Raw genomic sequence first — 16,139 nt, forward strand, 5'->3', positions numbered from 1 at the left:
TTTTAAAAAATATCTATATCAGCAAAAGTGAATTTTAACTTATCAGGTGTTATCCCCGATCCCAGATCTTTGATCATCACCGGGAATGCAGGTACAGGTTGATAGTGCTTTTTGAGCGCCGCATGCAGGGCTGTATTTGGGCTTGCCTGAAACTGCAATGCATTTAAACCCAGCTTGCGCGATAGTTTTACCAGATCGTTTAAAACATTCTCTGCATTATTCTCAAACCCTATCATATCGCCAATAACAAACCTGTCCTGAATTTTAAACCAGACCAACGCACCGCTAATTTGAATGGTGAAGGTATCGTTATAGCTTTTGTATTGCAGGTACTTATCATCACGGTACACTCCGTTAAAAAAATTAGGGATGCCTTTTTGAGACAGTTGGTAACGCCTTAATACTTTTTTATAGTAACTATTATACAGGTTTCTAAACAAACCGAGCTTTTTAACTATCCGTACTACCGGGATAGTTTTAACAGGCACTATGAAGCACTCCAGCGTATCAATTATTTGCCAACCGAGTTTTAAAAGCCCCGGCAGGGAGTTTTGATTTGGGAAACCATATATCAAACAAATGCCCTCTATTCGGCAAAGTTCGAATGTTAGGTTGGCCAGTATAATAAATAACCCTTTGTTGCGATGTGCAGGGTGGGTCATGGTATCGGCAGACTGCGCGGCTAAAATCAATCTGTTATCATATTGTATAAAACAGGGGATAACACCATAATATGCTACGGGCAAGCCGCTATCATTATAAGCCAGATAGCCGGTATACATAACCCCCGTGTAGGCTGTATTATACTTGCGGGTGTAGTATTCTACAGGTATTTTTTTATCATAAACGGCCTCGTATAACTGTGCCACGTGCCCTAACCGGGCAGCGTTTATCCGCTCGAAACGATAGGGAGTATCGCTTTGGTGGTTAATAATATTTGCCCCTGATATTTGCATACATTTGGTTTGCGGTTGATATAAAAGGGTTTATAGTTAGCCGTTCGCGCAGGGCTGGGTCGGCGTGGTGTTGCGGGCTGTTAAAGTCGGTAGCAAGCAATTGTTCATACCCGGCAGTCTTGGATAACGCGGCAACCTCTTCATTGTATGATCCATAAGGGAAGGCTATGCTATTAACTTCGGTACCGGTAATTTTTTCCAGATAATATTTTGATTGTGTAAGTTCTTGCGCGGCTTCACCGGCACTAATATTGCACAGGTCGTTATGGTAATAACCGTGCGAGCCTACGCTTGCATACGGCGAGGCGGCTAATTCTCTTATCTGCTCTGCTGTCATTTGCTGCCAGTAATCTTTAATGGTTGTTTCCTCCCGAAATCCCGTGAGGATATCTAATAAATTGATAAGCCCGGCTTTTTTATCAAAACCGGTTTTACGCAATTTATCGTTAAGGCTTACACCATCGGCGCCTATGTATTTGTTATAACGGCTTTTATAATATAACTCATTATCAAATTCAAACTTTACAGGGCCAAGCCGGCCTGCAATGCTTAGCAGATCGTTCCAAAGTATATCATATTTAGTTGCGCCTATTGCTGTAACAAAAAAGGTTGCCGGTATTTTGTATTTTGCTAACAAGGGCAGGGCATAGTGGTAGTTATTGGCGAAGCCATCATCAAAAGTAAGGCATATGTTAAACCTATCTGTACTAAAACGCCCGGCGTAATAATCGGCCAATGAAACAACATTGAAATGCTTTTTGTAGGCTTTAAGATGTTCCTCAAATCTTTTTTGGGTGATGAATAAGGTGTTAAACCGGGTTGGGTTATCCAGGCAGATGCCATGATAAACGATGATGCGGCTGCCACGGGCATATTGATAAGTGCTTTTATCAGCTCCTGCAAAGTGTAATAGATCGCCAAATAAATTGAGCGCTTTACGGGAGGCCCTGCTGTATATTTTTCTGGCGACGCTCATATTTCAGGCTGCGGGTTCTGATGGGAAGTACACGGGCAATTCGGCATCGGGCTTATATTGCTTTATCTGGTTTATTAAACCGGTAATATCTCCCTGCACGTATTTAATGCTGTTGCCTATATATACCTTAGTAAAATTGCTTGTAGCTGCGCCGTTTAACTGGTGATAAAGCGATTCATCAAACAAGCGGATATTGCCTTTATGCATAACCAGCAATATATCATCGGGGTGCAGCTCAAAAAACGAGGTTAAGCCACTTTGTGCAGGCCCGGCTTTAGCAATAACAAGATCGGCATCCAAGCCCTCCTGTATGCTACCGCTGTTTAATTGCCAGGTTGCAGCAGCTTTTGTAGTGAGCGACTGGTATAGTTCATTCTCGCTAAGTAGCTTGGTTTTTTGGGCTATGCGGATATGTTCCCAGATATCCCAGCTACCGGTAAGGGTAGAGTCGGTCCCGAATAAAATTTCGGTGTATTTTTTTAAGTGGTTAACCGGGGCGGTTACACCCAACAAGAAGTAGTTTGATGCCGGGCACCATACTATAGCTTTAAATGATTTTGCCTGCGTTGGGGTAAGCGCTACGCCATGTATGCCTATCAGTTTGCGGGCAAGCAGGTTCCAATGGATCAGTTCGTTAATCTCATGTCGGGTGGCTTCATTTGTGCCCTCGCCAATATGTATTATTGCCGGTTTGTTAATTTTAAGCGGATTGTTTAGCCTCTTCCTCCACTTTTTTTCAAACTTAACGGAGTGGATGCTTTGGGCTTTTTCATAAATGTTGATGAGCGGATCTGTAATGCCCAATTTTTTACCATGATTAACAACCGTGGTAACGCCGCACAACAGGTTTTTATACATGCCCCAACGCTCGCGTAGTGTTATGGGGATACTTAAAACAGATGCAATTTCCAAAGGATAAGTTTCATGGATGTATTTGCCCCATTCGGTATAGCTGTTATAGGTTTTGTTGCCTAAACGCGGGAAAAGGTTAAAATCGAGATGATCATGTGAATTAATAAGACCCGGAAACACAATGGCATTGGTGAATATAAGATGCGGGACGCTATTGTTAGCAAAGAGAGCATCCGAGATCTGCGCTATCCTTCCATCGCTAACTTTAATGCTCACCTGCTTATCACTATCTGCTATGCGTACGTTATTCAGTATCATCTCCCTCTTCTTAAATGCATCCCATAAATAATGGGGAAACCCTGGTAACTTTCGTATACATGCAGGGCATTTTGGCTGGCATAATAATGCTTTACTGTTTCGTCTATCTTTACTTCTTCCTTAGCAACAATAGTGAAATTGTTTTTTAGCAGTATCTCTTTAATGGTATCTACTAAATGCACATAATTTTGCACCGCAATATGTGTGTTGTGATACTTAAATGTCCGTTTGCCGCCAAAAGCCAATGTATGCGGATGAAAATCGGTTATAATAATATCACCATCAGCTTTTAGAATCCGGCACCAGGCCTCTAAAGCCTCTTCTATATACTTGATATGTGCAACCGTAAGGGTTGATACTATAGCATCGTAGCTTTGTGATGGCACATCTGTAAAAAGGTTATCTGTTATCTGGTAGGTTTTAGCCTCCGGGAATTTCTGCTCTAAACGTTTAAGCATCCCGGCAGATACATCAAAACCGGTTAATGATTTGGGCTGATGTTTAAAAAGTTTAGCCCAATGCCGGCCGGTACCACAGCCAATATCAGCCACATCTTTACCGGATAGATCAATACCCTGCAATAATTTAGTGAACAGGGTTTCATCCAGGTCAAGCATTAAATTACCTGGTTGCTCATCATAATTCACCGACCAGATATCATAGGCCTCTACCGATCCTTTTTCTTTTACGGGCGACGAAAAAAAATGCCGTTTAACATAATTTTTAAGCGTTTGTATCACAATGTGCAGGGGTTTAAATATGCTTATTTATAAAAGATTACGACAGGCTAACTGTAAAGGTTGCCCATGCGGTTTTTATTTATACCGGCAGGCAACTGATGAACATTTGGCGGCGTATTTATAGTGTGACGATGATAAGTGAAAGGATAGAATACATTTTAGTAATATGGGTTATCCCCCTTATGCAGGTTCAAACGGTGATGGATTCATTTCCATCACCAGGGGGATATTTTTTTGAATAAACGAACACTTAAGTGCATGAATAAAATACTGTTATTTAACCCTAAAAGCGCCGTAGCTAAACACCGTATCCCCAATTCTATTTTAAATATAGCTGCCTCGGTTGAGGGTAGGTACGAATGGGTAATTGTTGATGGCAACTGCGAGGAAGATCCCTTAAATAAGATAGAAGAGTACCTAAACACAGGCGAATATAAATACCTCGGCTTTACGGTTATGCCCGGTCCACAGTTAAAGCAATCCATCCCTTTTTCAAAGGCTATAAAAAAGAAGTTCCCACATACTAAAATGATCTGGGGCGGATATTTTCCATCAAGCCACCCAAAGGTGATATTGGAATCGGGCTATGTAGATTTTATCATTAACGGTCCGGGCGATCACGCTTTTCCACAATTGATAGATGCATTGGAGTACGGCACGCCATACGAGTTTATTAGGAACCTGATATACATGGCCGGTAGCGAGGTAGTTAAAACCGCCAAGGAAGATCTGATGGATCAGGACTCGTTGCCCACCTTGCCTTATAACAAGCTGGATATTTTCTATTCCATAGCAAACAGATACCTGGGCAAAACCTATTTGGGTAATAAAACCGTGGCCTATCATTCCAGCATTGGCTGCCCGTTCACCTGCTCGTTTTGCGCGGTAGTGCCTATATATGAAGCCAGATGGAAAGCCAAATCGGCCCAAACGGTTTATAATGATATCAAGTACATCAAAGACAAATGGGGAGCCGATGCTATAGAATTTCACGACAATAACTTCTTTGTATCCGAAAAACGGACGGTGGAGTTTGCCAAACTGATAAAGCCCGAAAATATGTCGTGGTGGGGGATGGCACGTATTGATACCATGGATAAATTCAGCGATGCATCGCTGGCCTTGATAAGGGAGGCGGGCTGTAAGATCATATTTTTTGGCGCGGAAAGCGGTAATAACCTTATCCTCGAACAGTTAGACAAAGGTGGTACCCAAACCGGCGAGCAGATTATCAGGTTTGCGGAGCGCTTAAAGAAATTTGACATTATCCCCGAATATTCTTTTGTACTGGGTACACCGGCACCTACACCCGAGCAGGTGCAAGCGCAGATAGATTTTGAAATAGATTTCATCAAAAAAATAAAACACGTTAACCCACGTACCGAAATTGTGCTGTACACCTATAGCCCCGTACCAACCGAGGGTTCAACTTTATATAAGCAGGTGCAGTCGCTTGGGTTTAAATACCCGAAGGTATTGGAAGACTGGATAAGCCCGGCGTGGGAAAGCTTTGATCTGCGGAAAAACCCGCTTACCCCATGGCTTACATCCGAGATGATAGATAAGATAAGGAATTTTGAAATAGTGCTGAACGGGGTTTACCCAACAGTTACAGATATAAGGCTAAACACTTTAAAAAGGAGGGCTATTAAGCTGGTATCAACCTTGCGATACAAAATAGATCTATATAAATATCCGTACGAAATTAAGTTGCTGCAAAGGGTTTGGCGTTACAGGCAGCCCGAAATACAAGGTTTTTAATGAATACACACTTTGATGATAGCGCAATATTACCAGCCCAAACTTTTGAAAAAGAGTTTGGGCATTTGTACATTAAGGTAAGGCAGTGCGAGCAAAGGCTTTATACCGATGAACAACTGCGGCAACTGCCGTATATTGATCCGTCGCATATTCATCATAAGGAGTGGAAGATAAGAAAGCGATCTGCAGAGCGATTGGTGAATTACCTAAGCAAAAAGAAAAAGCCTTTAAACATACTGGAAATTGGTTGCGGAAATGGCTGGCTTTCGGCAAAATTAGCTAAAATAAAAGGCGCTATTGTAACCGGTCTGGATGTTAACGAGTTTGAAATAAAGCAGGCTAAAAGGGTGTTTAACAAGATCAACCTGCGGTTTTTTTGCGATGAATTTGATGCCGAAAAGTTTAAGTCAGTAAGCTTCGATATTGTTGTATTCGCGGCATCAGTACAGTATTTTAATCCGATGAGGGATATATTGGATAAAGCTTTGTCCAATCTCAATCCATTAGACGAGATCCATATAATAGACACCAACTTTTATACACCATTAAACGTGGCTGGCGCCGCGCAACGAACGCTGGAACATTATACAAAAATGGGTTACCCGGATCTGGCCAAATATTATTTTCATCACAGGTTGGATGACCTGCAGGGTTATAAGTACAAAGTATTATCCAATCCAAACAGCATTATAAATCGGCTGCGAAAGGATAGTCCGTTTTATTGGGTCCGCATTAATAAATAATAACATGGCCGGGCAATCAATATATCATACTTATCAGCGATATCGCACCTTGCAAACGCATAAAATATCGGCGCTGCCTATCGTTATTTTAATGCCCCACAGCGCTTGTAATTGCCGCTGTGTAATGTGCGATATATGGAAGGATAACAAAAACCTGAAACAGCTCACCGAGCATGATATAACCGGTTTACTAACCGCCCTTAAAAAGTTCGGTACCAGGCAGGTGCTCATGTCGGGAGGGGAGGCGTTATTGAATATCAACTTTTTTGGCCTGTGCCGCATCCTTAAAAAACATGATATAAAGATCACCCTGCTCTCTACGGGTTTATCAATAAAGAGAAATGCAAGCCAGATACTGGAATATGTTGATGATTTGATCGTGTCACTAGACGGCGACCAGCCCCTGCATGATGCCATCCGCGATATCCCCGGCGCGTTTAATAAACTGAAAGAAGGGGTAGAGCATATCCGCTCCATCAACCCAAATTACCGGATCACCGCGCGCACGGTTATTCACCGTTTAAATTTTAGGAACTGGCCGGCTATTATTGAGGCTGCAAGGGCAATGAGCATTAACCAGGTGAGCTTTTTACCTGCCGATGTAAGCAGCCACGCCTTTAACCGCCAAACTGCCTGGGCCGAACCCAAACAGCACGAGATCCTGCCAGCAGAAAATGAACTGGGTGATCTGCAGCAGGTAATAGACCTGATAACTGCCAATGAAAGCGATTTTACGGGTCGCTTTATAGCCGAATCCAAATCGAAAATTCAGGATATATACCGCTACTATGCGGCCTTTTACGGATTGAACGATTTTCCGTTTAAAAAATGTAATGCTCCGTGGGTATCAGCAGTTATTGAGGCGGATGGCAGCGTAAGGCCATGCTTTTTCCACGAGGCTATTGGTAATATCAAGGACAACGAGTTTGCCGATATTTTGAACAGCAAAGGGGCAATTGATTTCCGCAGATCGTTAAATATGGGTACCAATGCTACCTGTGTTAAATGTGTATGCTCGCTTAATTTATCGCCGCTAACGCGGCTTAATTAATAAAACGTATGAAGAACATACTGTTTACCCATTCATACTTTTTACGATTCGACCCAAAACAGTGGTCGCAGGGGCAACCCTATGCGCCATTGGGGACGATATATGCCGCCGCATTAATGCGGGAGCATGGCTATAATGTGGCTTTGTTTGATACTATGTTTGTGAGTTATCCCGATGAGGTGATCCCCGCTATTGAAAGCCACCGCCCCGATTTTTTTGTGATCTATGATGATGGCTTTAACTACCTCACCAAAATGTGCCTCACCAATATGCGTGAAGCTGCCTTTAAAATGTGCAAACTGGCCAAAGCGCGAGGCTGTACTGTAATTGTTTCCAGTTCCGACTCAACCGACCGTTACGCAGAATACCTTGCCGAGGGGGCCGACTTTGTTATCCTCGGTGAAGCAGAACAAACCCTGCTGGAGTTAACTGATCATATTAAAGGCGGTGATACTGATTATATAGGCATAATAGGTTTAGCTTATGTTGATGACGCACAGATCACCAAAACACCCGCACGCCCTGTACTGAAAGATTTGGATAGTCTGCCCTTACCCGCCTGGGATCTGGTGGATATGGATGTTTACCGCCAAACCTGGTTAAAGCATGCCGGATATTTTTCTATCAATATGGGTACTACCCGAGGCTGTCCTTATAAATGTAATTGGTGTGCCAAGCCTATTTACGGTAACCGGTATAACTCCCGCAGTCCGCAGAATGTGGTGAGCGAAATAAAGCTGCTCAAACAAAATTACAACATAGACCATATCTGGTTTTGCGATGATATATTTGGACTGAAACCCGGTTGGGTGCTGGAATTTGCAAAGCTTTTACAGCAGGAAGATATCAGGATCCGCTTCAAGATACAATCACGTGCCGATCTGCTGGCCGAGGAAGAATTGGTTGCTGCCCTTGCACAATCGGGTTGCGAGAATGTATGGATAGGTGCCGAAAGCGGTTCGCAAAAAATACTGGATGCCATGGATAAAGGCACCACCATCGCGCAGATCCATACCGCTACCGGGTTGATGAAGAAACACGGTATTAAACCATCGTTTTTTATCCAGTTTGGTTACCCCGGCGAAACGCGGGAAGACATAGGGCTTACTATAGATATGATAAATGCCTTGCTGCCCTTTGAGATTGGTATCTCGGTATCTTACCCGTTGCCCGGCACGGGCTTTTATGAAAAGGTAAAAGCAGAGCTAAAAAAGAAAACCAACTGGACAGACTCCGACGAGATGGCCCTGATGTTCACCAACACCTTCCCGGCGCCATATTACAAGCAATTGCATAGTTATGTGCACCAAAATTACCATAAACACCTGGCCAAAAATAGTTTGCTAAAACTGGTGAAAAACCCATTGACCATTACAGGCCGCGGACTTAAAAAAGCGTTGTCGGTGTTTTACTATACCCCGCTTACCTATATCGAAAAACTAAAGTTGAACAGTTTAGAAAAAACGATGTGATGGAAACAACAGCAAACATAAACGAGCAATTGGCCGGTGAGGCTTTCAGCAATCAATCGGGTGTGTTTGATGCCTTATATTCGGGTAATACGATTATCAATTACAAGCGCGAACGGGTGCGCAGGCATGCGCTGCAATATCTTAAACCAGGCAGCAGCATATTAGAATTAAACAGCGGCACGGGAGAAGATGCCCTTTTCTTCGCGCAAAAAGATTTTAAAGTGCATGCTACAGATATCTCTAACGGTATGCAGGCAGAGTTGATTGATAAAGCCGCGCGCAATAATATGCAGCACCTCATCAGCACTGAGATCTGCTCGTATACGCAACTGCATCAATTAAAAAACAAAGGACCTTACGATCTGATATTTTCCAATTTCGCGGGGTTAAATTGTACCGACGAGTTGGATAAAGTGCTTAACTCGTTTTCAGCCCTGCTTAATTCCGGAGGAATAGTTACACTGGTCGTATTGTCAAAATTTTGCCTGTGGGAGATCATGATGTTGTTTAAGGGGAAGTTTAAAACAGCTTTCCGTAGATTCTTTAGTAGCAAAGGCAGGGCAGCGCATGTTGAAGGGGTACATTTTAAATGCTGGTATTATAACCCATCATTCATCAAAAAACATTTAAAAATCTATTTTGATGTTTTGAGCGTAGAGGGACTGTGTGCAATTGTACCGCCATCATACATTGAGGGTTTCGCCGAAAAGCATCCTGCCGTATACAAATTTTTGACCCGCGCCGAGGATAAGTTAAAAACCACCTGGCCATGGCGAAACATAGGCGATTATTACATCATCAGCCTGAAAAAGAAAATTTGATTATTGGGCTACCCTGTTTTCGGTTTCCTGTAAAAGGGAAACCAACTTATGTTGATATCTGCTAATCAGCTTAGCTTGGAAGTTAACCGGATCGGGCTTGGCGCAATGCTTACTGGCAGCCATACCCATCACAGTGCCCCGCATATTCAGCTTTTTCATTTTGGTTTTTTTGTTCCATCTGCCGGCGGTAAACTTCATCAGGATATTGTCTAACCATTCTCCTGCGCGGTTGTTCAGTAAACTTTCAATCAATGATTTTAAAAAGTACTTTCTTAATGGTTTGGCGCTTGCAAGGCGCAGGTTTTTGTTAGGGAGCAGGTCGCGTGTCCATGAGTTGGCTGCATAAAACCTTTCAAAAACGGTGTCACCCTCCAAAGGGATAAGCGTACCTATCTCAATAGCTGTATAAATGTTCTTTTCAACTATCTGCAGTTGCTCTTCATCTATATAATAGTTCATGCAGTAGTGGTGCTGTTTATTCACCAAAAAAGTAAGTTTTTTAAAGCAATGCATGAAGCTACGCGCTATCCACAAACGTTTTTTTTCGGTGATAATAAACAGGTCAATGTCTGACCTATCATCCGCGAAATTTTTTGATAAAGACCCCGAGATACCCACACCACGTACATAAGGGAACTTGATAAGCAAGCGGCCCACCTCTTTCGCTTTTTTTATAAGCTCAGCCGCCTTTTCATTCCCTTTGTTACGCCGCGCAATTAATCCGTGATCGTTTTTAAGCGAGTAGTATTTATCAAACTGAAATATCATTTTATTAAAAACCAGTGAATTAAGCGCTTCGCTAAATTCGCTTTGCCGGTATTTATTCTCAAGGAATAGAAAAACCTCGCTGTATGTTAAAGGATAATCAAACATATCAAAATAAGCGAGAGAGGCTAAAATGTTTCTTTTGATCGTTAACAAGGCTGTAAAATTTTGATACGTTTTTTAATTGGGATATTTACATCAGCTTATACAATTATGACGTAACAAAATCCTTTTTGGTTGCCTGTAATTCAATTATATCTGCATCTATTTTATTAAGATGCAATTGTACAAGGGGGCTCCTACAGAGCCAAAATTGGCTCAATGTATCATGCTATAAACAGGGTATTCCTAACGGAATAAAAAATAAGAGGACAAACTTCATACTCGGCTCCAGAGGAGCCACCTGTTTATAGAAAAAAATATAGGATATCTGGCTCTGTAGGAGCCTCCTTATCTCAGTGTTGCCTGTACTGATAACCCTGCCTCCTTCATATCCGGCAAAAACAAATAAGGAAAAGAAAATAGCATAAAAAAAGGTGCCTTTATCTACATCCAGCACATTCTCTGAAAACGATACGATGGCTACTATAGCTAAAAAACTAAACAGCAGAAGGTCTTTTCTGGTCATGGCCAGCCTAAAGGCGAAGAATAAGGTTGCCAGGTAAATCAGCAGTCCCCATATGCCGGTTTTTATTAAAAAACTGATGTATTGGTTATGCGCGTTTAAACCGTGCAGGTATGACCGGTAAAACTTATTCTCAAAATAATGCTCTTTCAAAAGTTGTATTTCTGACCCGGAACCATGACCGATGACGGGCGATTGGGCGACAAGTTTCATAGCCAAACCCCAGCGTGCAAGGCGGGGATCGGAAAGTTCGTTATCTGAGGCTTTGCTCAGGTCTTTTTTAAGATCGTATACATAATGGTCTTTAAATGTATCGATACTAAAAATACCCGCGATAACCAGTATCGAAAGTGCTGCTGCCACCGAAATATATTTTACCCGAAATTTCCCGGTTAAAAGGAAATAGGGTATGGCTATGTTGATGATAAGCAACAGGCTTACAAATACCGATTTTGAGCTGAGTTGAATAATACCTGCCGCCAATATCGCGCAGCAAAAAATATAAAGTATTTTGGTATTTAAGCCGGGCGACTGCCTTATTAAGGCATACAGCAAATAAACCAGCGCGATAGCTATCTGCATCGAAAAAAAGGTAGCATGGATATCAAATGGGGCCGAAAAATTATGGTTGGTAAATGCCGGGGATAACATTGCCGATATAGGAAAATGGTAATACCTTATTGTAAGCAAAACCTGTGCAAATAGGTAAATTATGGACGCTGTGCACCCCAATGCAAATACAGTTAAAAAGTTATCCCTGTATTTTTTAAGGCTGATGGGGTTAAGGCAAAGTATAATTGGCATAAGCAGGATAACAATTTGCCTTGCCCATTCATTAAAAGCCTGTGTTTTGTTAATGGTATACAATGTGCCGGCCACCGTTACAAAAAACACCGATTGCAGTATTAAATTATTAAAAGTGAATAGCGGTTTTATATCCTGTTTTTTAAGCTGGATAAGGGTATGCAGGGCAAGGCTTATCAGTATTAAATGGCTGTAAAACCTATCGAAAGGCAGGCTAAGCAATAGCAGCATAATATGATAATAGCTTACCTTATTTGCGGTGCTATCGGTTACCAGGAATAACTTTTTCATGAATATTCTTTTTATGGCATTCCAGTATAAATTCCTCGTACTCGTTTATCACCTTTTCCCAGTTAAACTGGTATTGTATTTTTTGCAGGTTGTTTTGCACCATAGTTTTTTCGGTATCATGCCGTTGTACGTTTTCAACCAGGTGGCGTACTTCTGCGGCGTTATTAAAGTAAAAGGCATCCGTACTCAGTACCGATTTATTGAAAGGGTTATCATGCGCGGCTATGAGGGCCTCGCTGGCCATGGCCTCTAAAAGTGAAGGGTTAGTACCACCCACGCTATGCCCGTGAAAATACAGGTAAGAGTTGTTTTGTAACCACCGTACAGCGGCATTATCAAAAATTGACCCTTTGAATTGGATCCGGTCGTCTTTTTTAAATTTATGGGTAATGAATTTGCCAAAGCGGTTACCGGTATCGCCCAAGACTTTAAATTTTTTATGTGACGTACTGCTGCTAAAGCCCTCCAGTATGGTTTCTATATTATTCTCGGGTTCCATGCGGGCCATTAGTAAAAAGTAATCCTCTTTTAGTAATGCGCTTTGATCAAACTGTTCCCGCTCGAAATCGGTAAAAAGGTCGGCACCATAGGGGATATACCTGCTATCAATGGCATACTTATCTTTCAGGTAAGTTTTTATAACCCGCGAATCGGAGATATAAGAACCGCTGTATTTTACGGCAAGCTTTTCGGCATACTTTAAAAAACGCTGTACAGGTTTCGAATATTTAGATCGCTTCCATTCCAGGCCATCCATGTTGGTAATAATGGCGCTGTTTTTAGGGTACAGCATTCCCCATACCGAACTGCTGGTGTAGCCCATTATCAGTAGCACATCAAACTTCCGTTTACGGGCATCCATAATGCAGTTAAAATCATAGGCAAATTGCCCCGCGGCGCCCAGCAGGTATTCCGGGTCATAACAATGCACAATATCAACCCCGTTCCAACTACTGGCGGTGTACGAATGGTTGTGCGAGTTATAAACGGTAACCGAATGCCCTTTTTTAACCAGGCCTTCAGATACATATTCGGATATATGTTCGAACCCCCCGTAATTATTGGGGATGCCGCGTGTACCTAAAATTGCTATTCTCAATTTCATGTGTTGTAGTTTGCTTGTAACAGATTATAAAATTTGTTGCTGCTGTTTTGCCAGTTGTATTGCCAGCTAATTTGTGCAGCCACCTTCTCCATAAAAGCGTTTGAAGGAGCAGTATCTATCATCTGCGATAGCTTTTGCTCGAAGTCGTTTTCATCAGCCGGGTCAAACCTGTACGGCTCAAAAAATGTAAAATCCTGCATGGCTGTTGCCGATGAACACAGCACAGGCGCACCGCAAATAGCAGCTTCTAATGGTGGTATACCAAAACCTTCGGCTTTTGAGGGATAAACAAACAGTTTACAAGCCCGGTAAAACGCAGCCAGGTTTGGCTGGCTTACCTGCTTTATCCAATAGAACAGCTGCTTTTGCTCATTGCTTAAGCCATTAATGAGTGTGGTAAGGGCGGGAATATGGATAGATTCCTTGCCGATAAAAACCAATGCGATACCACGTTTATATAGTTCGAGCTTTAAATAGCTTTTAAGAAGCAAAAGCTGGTTCTTTCGTGGTTCGATACGGCTGGTATACAGGATAAAGTTTTTAATGCCGAAGTTTTGTTCAACCACTTCAACAGCTTCCTGCTTTGAGCTTTGAAACCGCATCAGAGCATCGTTTACACCATTTTGGATAATGAGTAGCTCTGTTTCGGGGATATTGTAATAGCTGCAAATATGCTGCTTGGAATAGGCTGATACGGTAGTTTTGATATGAGCGCGTTTTATGCTACTTCCAAAAAGCAGGTTCCGGCTTATGCGATATAAAAAGGAAAAATCCTGCCTGAAATCGTTAAACAACACATCGTGCAGGGTAATCACATACTTGCAGCCCGGGCTGTTTTTTGGGGCGATGTATTGGAAGTGAGCGAAATCAAACCTGTGTTTTTTGATGTATGCCGGGATATCGAATACATAACGTAGCAAGCCTATCCCTCTTTTTTTATAGGGCAGGATATTGACTTTAGGTACGCCGGGAAATATCTTGCTGATGTTGGCTGTATCATAAGCGCCAAAGTAGATCTCCAGATCGGCATGGCTGGCAAGCAGTTGTGTGTAAAGCTCCCTTATAAAAGTTTGTGCACCCTGGTACTCCTTGTCAAAAACATGGGCGTCAACAAATAATTTTATCTTTTTAGCTGCCATAGTTTAAACTTTTATTGTTTACTAAATTGGCGGGCAGCTTTACTTTACCCAAACCATAATTTGTTTTTGTGGAATGATAAAATCCTTGCAAAAATTTCCCGGGCAGGAAGGATAAAATCAGTAGCAGGTAGTTCTTGATATGGAACGGACTTATCGATAATGTTTTCAATAAGTTTTTACGGGCTTTTTGCGGCTGGTAATTATTCCATAAATACTTTTTGCCTAAAAGGGCGTAATAAGCACCTTTCTTTATCCGTGGCGAATGTTGTTTTTTACCTATCTGGCTTAGTCTGTGGCCGTCGGCTTCAGTAATGGTCAGGCTATTTAGAGCTGTATATTTTATTTTACGGAAGCTGATGGTGCGCCATTTTTCATCAATAGTGATCGATTCGGGGTTTAACCGCACTTTAATAAGCGGCTGGGGCAGGTTGCAGGCTTTTTCTGTTTTAAGGATGCTGGCCCAAAGAAAATGATCTTCAAAAGTGTAGGCGTGCTCGTTATATCCACCCGCATTTATCACCACATCCTTTTTGTAAAACACGCCCGAGTGGATGAAGGGGCATATCTTGTAATTTAACTGCCTAATTTCTGCACAGCTGTAAGCCGCGGGTTGATGGGTGAATACATACTCGCCATCCACATCAACATAATTTGCCGCCGAACCTATGATGGAATAGTCAGAATGTGTAGTTATGAAATCATATTGCACCTGCAACCTGTCGCAGTAGCAAATATCATCCGCATCAAAACGTGCAATATAAGGTGCTTGTGCATGTTGCAGACCATTGTTTAAAGCGGCAGCAACGCCTTTATTTGTTTGGTTGATAACACGGATGCGGGCATCATTAAAAGAACGGATAATCGCTAAAGTATCATCGGTAGAACCGTCATTAACAATAAGCAGCTCGAAATTGGTAAATGATTGTTCCCGTACCGAGCTAATTGCTTCGTGAATATACCTGCTTGCATTATAAGCAGGCATTAAAACGGTTATTGCCGGGTTATGCATATTCGTATCCTCCTGCAATACCTCGGGTTGTTTCTTTAATATTGAGTAAAAGCAACAGTTCAAAAAATATCAATATGGATAACTGCTCAAACCAGTAATCCACTAATAACACAGCCATAATTAGCAGCAGTATAGGCAGTCCATAAGTGAGTTTTTTGTAATGCCTTGCGAAAAACCACAGGTAGTAAATTGCGAAAGCCAGTAAGCCAAGCAGTCCGTACTCTGCCCATAACTGGTCGTACACGGAAAATGGGCTGTTTGTTAAAGAATGATACCCGGTGTTTTTGCTAAAAAAGTTAAGGTACAGATCCAGGTGATTAAGTATAAACGCGGGGTTGATATAGACGTATTTATGCGGATAACCGCCAGCTATGTTCAATCCTGTCGCCCGGAAAGCCAGCTTTGATGAGAAATTCCCCATACCATCGCCCAGCAAAATTTTACCCGGGTGCTGAGCCATAAATTTGCCCGTTTGCAGCAGTCCAATTGCCTTGCCCGGCAGGTGTGGAGCGGGGATATTTTCTGCCGAAATAGGCAGCCCTGTTTTGTGCCTGTCGATAAACGTAATAAGCGGATGCTGCGCCGGCAAGGGCACCTTAATACTTTGATATGTTGCCGAATGGATATTTGCCTGTGGCAACACAACTCTTCCCTCATCGGTCCGGATAATGGCTGGGTCTAATCGTTTTGGGGTGTGTTTATTTACCCTGA

The 16,139-nt window shown here is 42.2% G+C and carries 15 protein-coding genes; 5 read left to right on the top strand and 10 right to left on the bottom strand.

Going from position 1 to position 16,139, the window contains the following annotated elements:
* Positions 1-2: 2 nt before the first annotated feature.
* The 4 genes from JWQ85_RS02560 to JWQ85_RS02575 are packed head-to-tail and all read right to left on the bottom strand — an operon-like array spanning position 3 to position 3,842.
* Positions 3-956, bottom strand: coding sequence for a GNAT family N-acetyltransferase (locus JWQ85_RS02560; RefSeq protein ID WP_299463462.1), 954 nt, complete (start codon positions 954-956; stop codon positions 3-5).
* Positions 928-1,932 carry a polysaccharide deacetylase family protein gene (locus JWQ85_RS02565; protein ID WP_299463465.1) on the bottom strand — a complete coding sequence of 335 codons (1,005 nt, stop codon included), beginning with the start codon at positions 1,930-1,932 and terminating at the stop codon, positions 928-930. Before JWQ85_RS02565 ends, JWQ85_RS02560 begins: the two co-directional genes overlap by 29 nt.
* 3 nt (positions 1,933-1,935) lie before the next feature.
* Positions 1,936-3,102 (bottom strand): amidohydrolase family protein, encoded by a 1,167-nt coding sequence (locus JWQ85_RS02570; protein ID WP_299463468.1) that lies wholly within the window; start codon positions 3,100-3,102, stop codon positions 1,936-1,938.
* On the bottom strand, positions 3,099-3,842 hold the full coding sequence (locus tag JWQ85_RS02575) for a class I SAM-dependent methyltransferase (RefSeq protein WP_299463471.1): 744 nt from the start codon (positions 3,840-3,842) through the stop codon (positions 3,099-3,101). Before JWQ85_RS02575 ends, JWQ85_RS02570 begins: the two co-directional genes overlap by 4 nt.
* A gap of 258 nt (positions 3,843-4,100) precedes the next feature.
* Between JWQ85_RS02575 and JWQ85_RS02580 the strand changes: the two genes are divergently transcribed.
* The 5 genes from JWQ85_RS02580 to JWQ85_RS02600 all read left to right on the top strand — a co-directional run bounded on the left by JWQ85_RS02580 (position 4,101) and on the right by JWQ85_RS02600 (position 9,690).
* Positions 4,101-5,603: a radical SAM protein gene (locus JWQ85_RS02580; RefSeq protein WP_299463474.1), complete on the top strand. Its 1,503-nt coding sequence runs from the start codon at positions 4,101-4,103 to the stop codon at positions 5,601-5,603.
* Positions 5,603-6,346, top strand: coding sequence for a bifunctional 2-polyprenyl-6-hydroxyphenol methylase/3-demethylubiquinol 3-O-methyltransferase UbiG (locus JWQ85_RS02585; RefSeq protein WP_299463477.1), 744 nt, complete (start codon positions 5,603-5,605; stop codon positions 6,344-6,346). Before JWQ85_RS02580 ends, JWQ85_RS02585 begins: the two co-directional genes overlap by 1 nt.
* Before the next feature lie 91 nt (positions 6,347-6,437).
* Positions 6,438-7,397, top strand: coding sequence for a radical SAM protein (locus tag JWQ85_RS02590; RefSeq protein ID WP_299463500.1), 960 nt, complete (start codon positions 6,438-6,440; stop codon positions 7,395-7,397).
* Between the two features lie 8 nt (positions 7,398-7,405).
* Positions 7,406-8,869 (top strand): radical SAM protein, encoded by a 1,464-nt coding sequence (locus JWQ85_RS02595; protein WP_299463480.1) that lies wholly within the window; start codon positions 7,406-7,408, stop codon positions 8,867-8,869.
* A complete protein-coding gene (locus JWQ85_RS02600; RefSeq protein ID WP_299463483.1) occupies positions 8,869-9,690 on the top strand; it encodes a class I SAM-dependent methyltransferase in 822 nt (273 codons plus the stop codon). The genes JWQ85_RS02595 and JWQ85_RS02600 overlap by 1 nt, the downstream gene beginning before the upstream one ends.
* Here JWQ85_RS02600 and JWQ85_RS02605 read toward each other — a convergent pair whose 3' ends face one another.
* The 6 genes from JWQ85_RS02605 to JWQ85_RS02630 form a co-directional block, all read right to left on the bottom strand.
* Positions 9,691-10,563, bottom strand: coding sequence for a hypothetical protein (locus tag JWQ85_RS02605; protein ID WP_299463486.1), 873 nt, complete (start codon positions 10,561-10,563; stop codon positions 9,691-9,693).
* A 223-nt stretch (positions 10,564-10,786) separates the two neighbouring features.
* Positions 10,787-12,175, bottom strand: coding sequence for an O-antigen ligase family protein (locus JWQ85_RS02610; protein ID WP_299463488.1), 1,389 nt, complete (start codon positions 12,173-12,175; stop codon positions 10,787-10,789).
* The gene (locus JWQ85_RS02615) at positions 12,147-13,280 is read right to left on the bottom strand and encodes a DUF1972 domain-containing protein (protein ID WP_299463489.1); all 1,134 of its coding nucleotides are present in this window, start codon (positions 13,278-13,280) and stop codon (positions 12,147-12,149) included. Before JWQ85_RS02615 ends, JWQ85_RS02610 begins: the two co-directional genes overlap by 29 nt.
* Complete coding sequence (locus JWQ85_RS02620; RefSeq protein ID WP_299463491.1) at positions 13,277-14,419, bottom strand: glycosyltransferase family 1 protein; 1,143 nt, start codon at positions 14,417-14,419, stop codon at positions 13,277-13,279. The genes JWQ85_RS02615 and JWQ85_RS02620 overlap by 4 nt, the downstream gene beginning before the upstream one ends.
* The gene (locus JWQ85_RS02625) at positions 14,409-15,428 is read right to left on the bottom strand and encodes a glycosyltransferase (RefSeq protein ID WP_299463494.1); all 1,020 of its coding nucleotides are present in this window, start codon (positions 15,426-15,428) and stop codon (positions 14,409-14,411) included. The genes JWQ85_RS02620 and JWQ85_RS02625 overlap by 11 nt, the downstream gene beginning before the upstream one ends.
* Positions 15,421-16,139: hypothetical protein (locus tag JWQ85_RS02630; protein ID WP_299463497.1), on the bottom strand; the 719-nt coding region annotated here is incomplete at its 5' end. The genes JWQ85_RS02630 and JWQ85_RS02625, both read right to left, overlap by 8 nt.

Origin of the sequence: Mucilaginibacter sp., assembly GCF_028288105.1 — a bacterium.
Classification (GTDB): domain Bacteria; phylum Bacteroidota; class Bacteroidia; order Sphingobacteriales; family Sphingobacteriaceae; genus Mucilaginibacter.

Bases quoted from the DNA above. Each gene is read 5' to 3' on its own strand.
- JWQ85_RS02580 (WP_299463474.1), top strand. From the start codon at position 4,101: ATGAATAAAATACTGTTATTTAACCCTAAAAGCGCCGTAGCTAAACAC.
- JWQ85_RS02605 (WP_299463486.1), bottom strand. From the start codon at position 10,563: ATGTTTGATTATCCTTTAACATACAGCGAGGTTTTTCTATTCCTTGAG.
- JWQ85_RS02625 (WP_299463494.1), bottom strand. From the start codon at position 15,428: ATGCATAACCCGGCAATAACCGTTTTAATGCCTGCTTATAATGCAAGC.
- JWQ85_RS02620 (WP_299463491.1), bottom strand. From the start codon at position 14,419: ATGGCAGCTAAAAAGATAAAATTATTTGTTGACGCCCATGTTTTTGAC.
- JWQ85_RS02595 (WP_299463480.1), top strand. From the start codon at position 7,406: ATGAAGAACATACTGTTTACCCATTCATACTTTTTACGATTCGACCCA.
- JWQ85_RS02615 (WP_299463489.1), bottom strand. From the start codon at position 13,280: ATGAAATTGAGAATAGCAATTTTAGGTACACGCGGCATCCCCAATAAT.
- JWQ85_RS02600 (WP_299463483.1), top strand. From the start codon at position 8,869: ATGGAAACAACAGCAAACATAAACGAGCAATTGGCCGGTGAGGCTTTC.
- JWQ85_RS02610 (WP_299463488.1), bottom strand. From the start codon at position 12,175: ATGAAAAAGTTATTCCTGGTAACCGATAGCACCGCAAATAAGGTAAGC.
- JWQ85_RS02560 (WP_299463462.1), bottom strand. From the start codon at position 956: ATGCAAATATCAGGGGCAAATATTATTAACCACCAAAGCGATACTCCC.
- JWQ85_RS02565 (WP_299463465.1), bottom strand. From the start codon at position 1,932: ATGAGCGTCGCCAGAAAAATATACAGCAGGGCCTCCCGTAAAGCGCTC.
- JWQ85_RS02590 (WP_299463500.1), top strand. From the start codon at position 6,438: ATGCCCCACAGCGCTTGTAATTGCCGCTGTGTAATGTGCGATATATGG.
- JWQ85_RS02585 (WP_299463477.1), top strand. From the start codon at position 5,603: ATGAATACACACTTTGATGATAGCGCAATATTACCAGCCCAAACTTTT.
- JWQ85_RS02570 (WP_299463468.1), bottom strand. From the start codon at position 3,102: ATGATACTGAATAACGTACGCATAGCAGATAGTGATAAGCAGGTGAGC.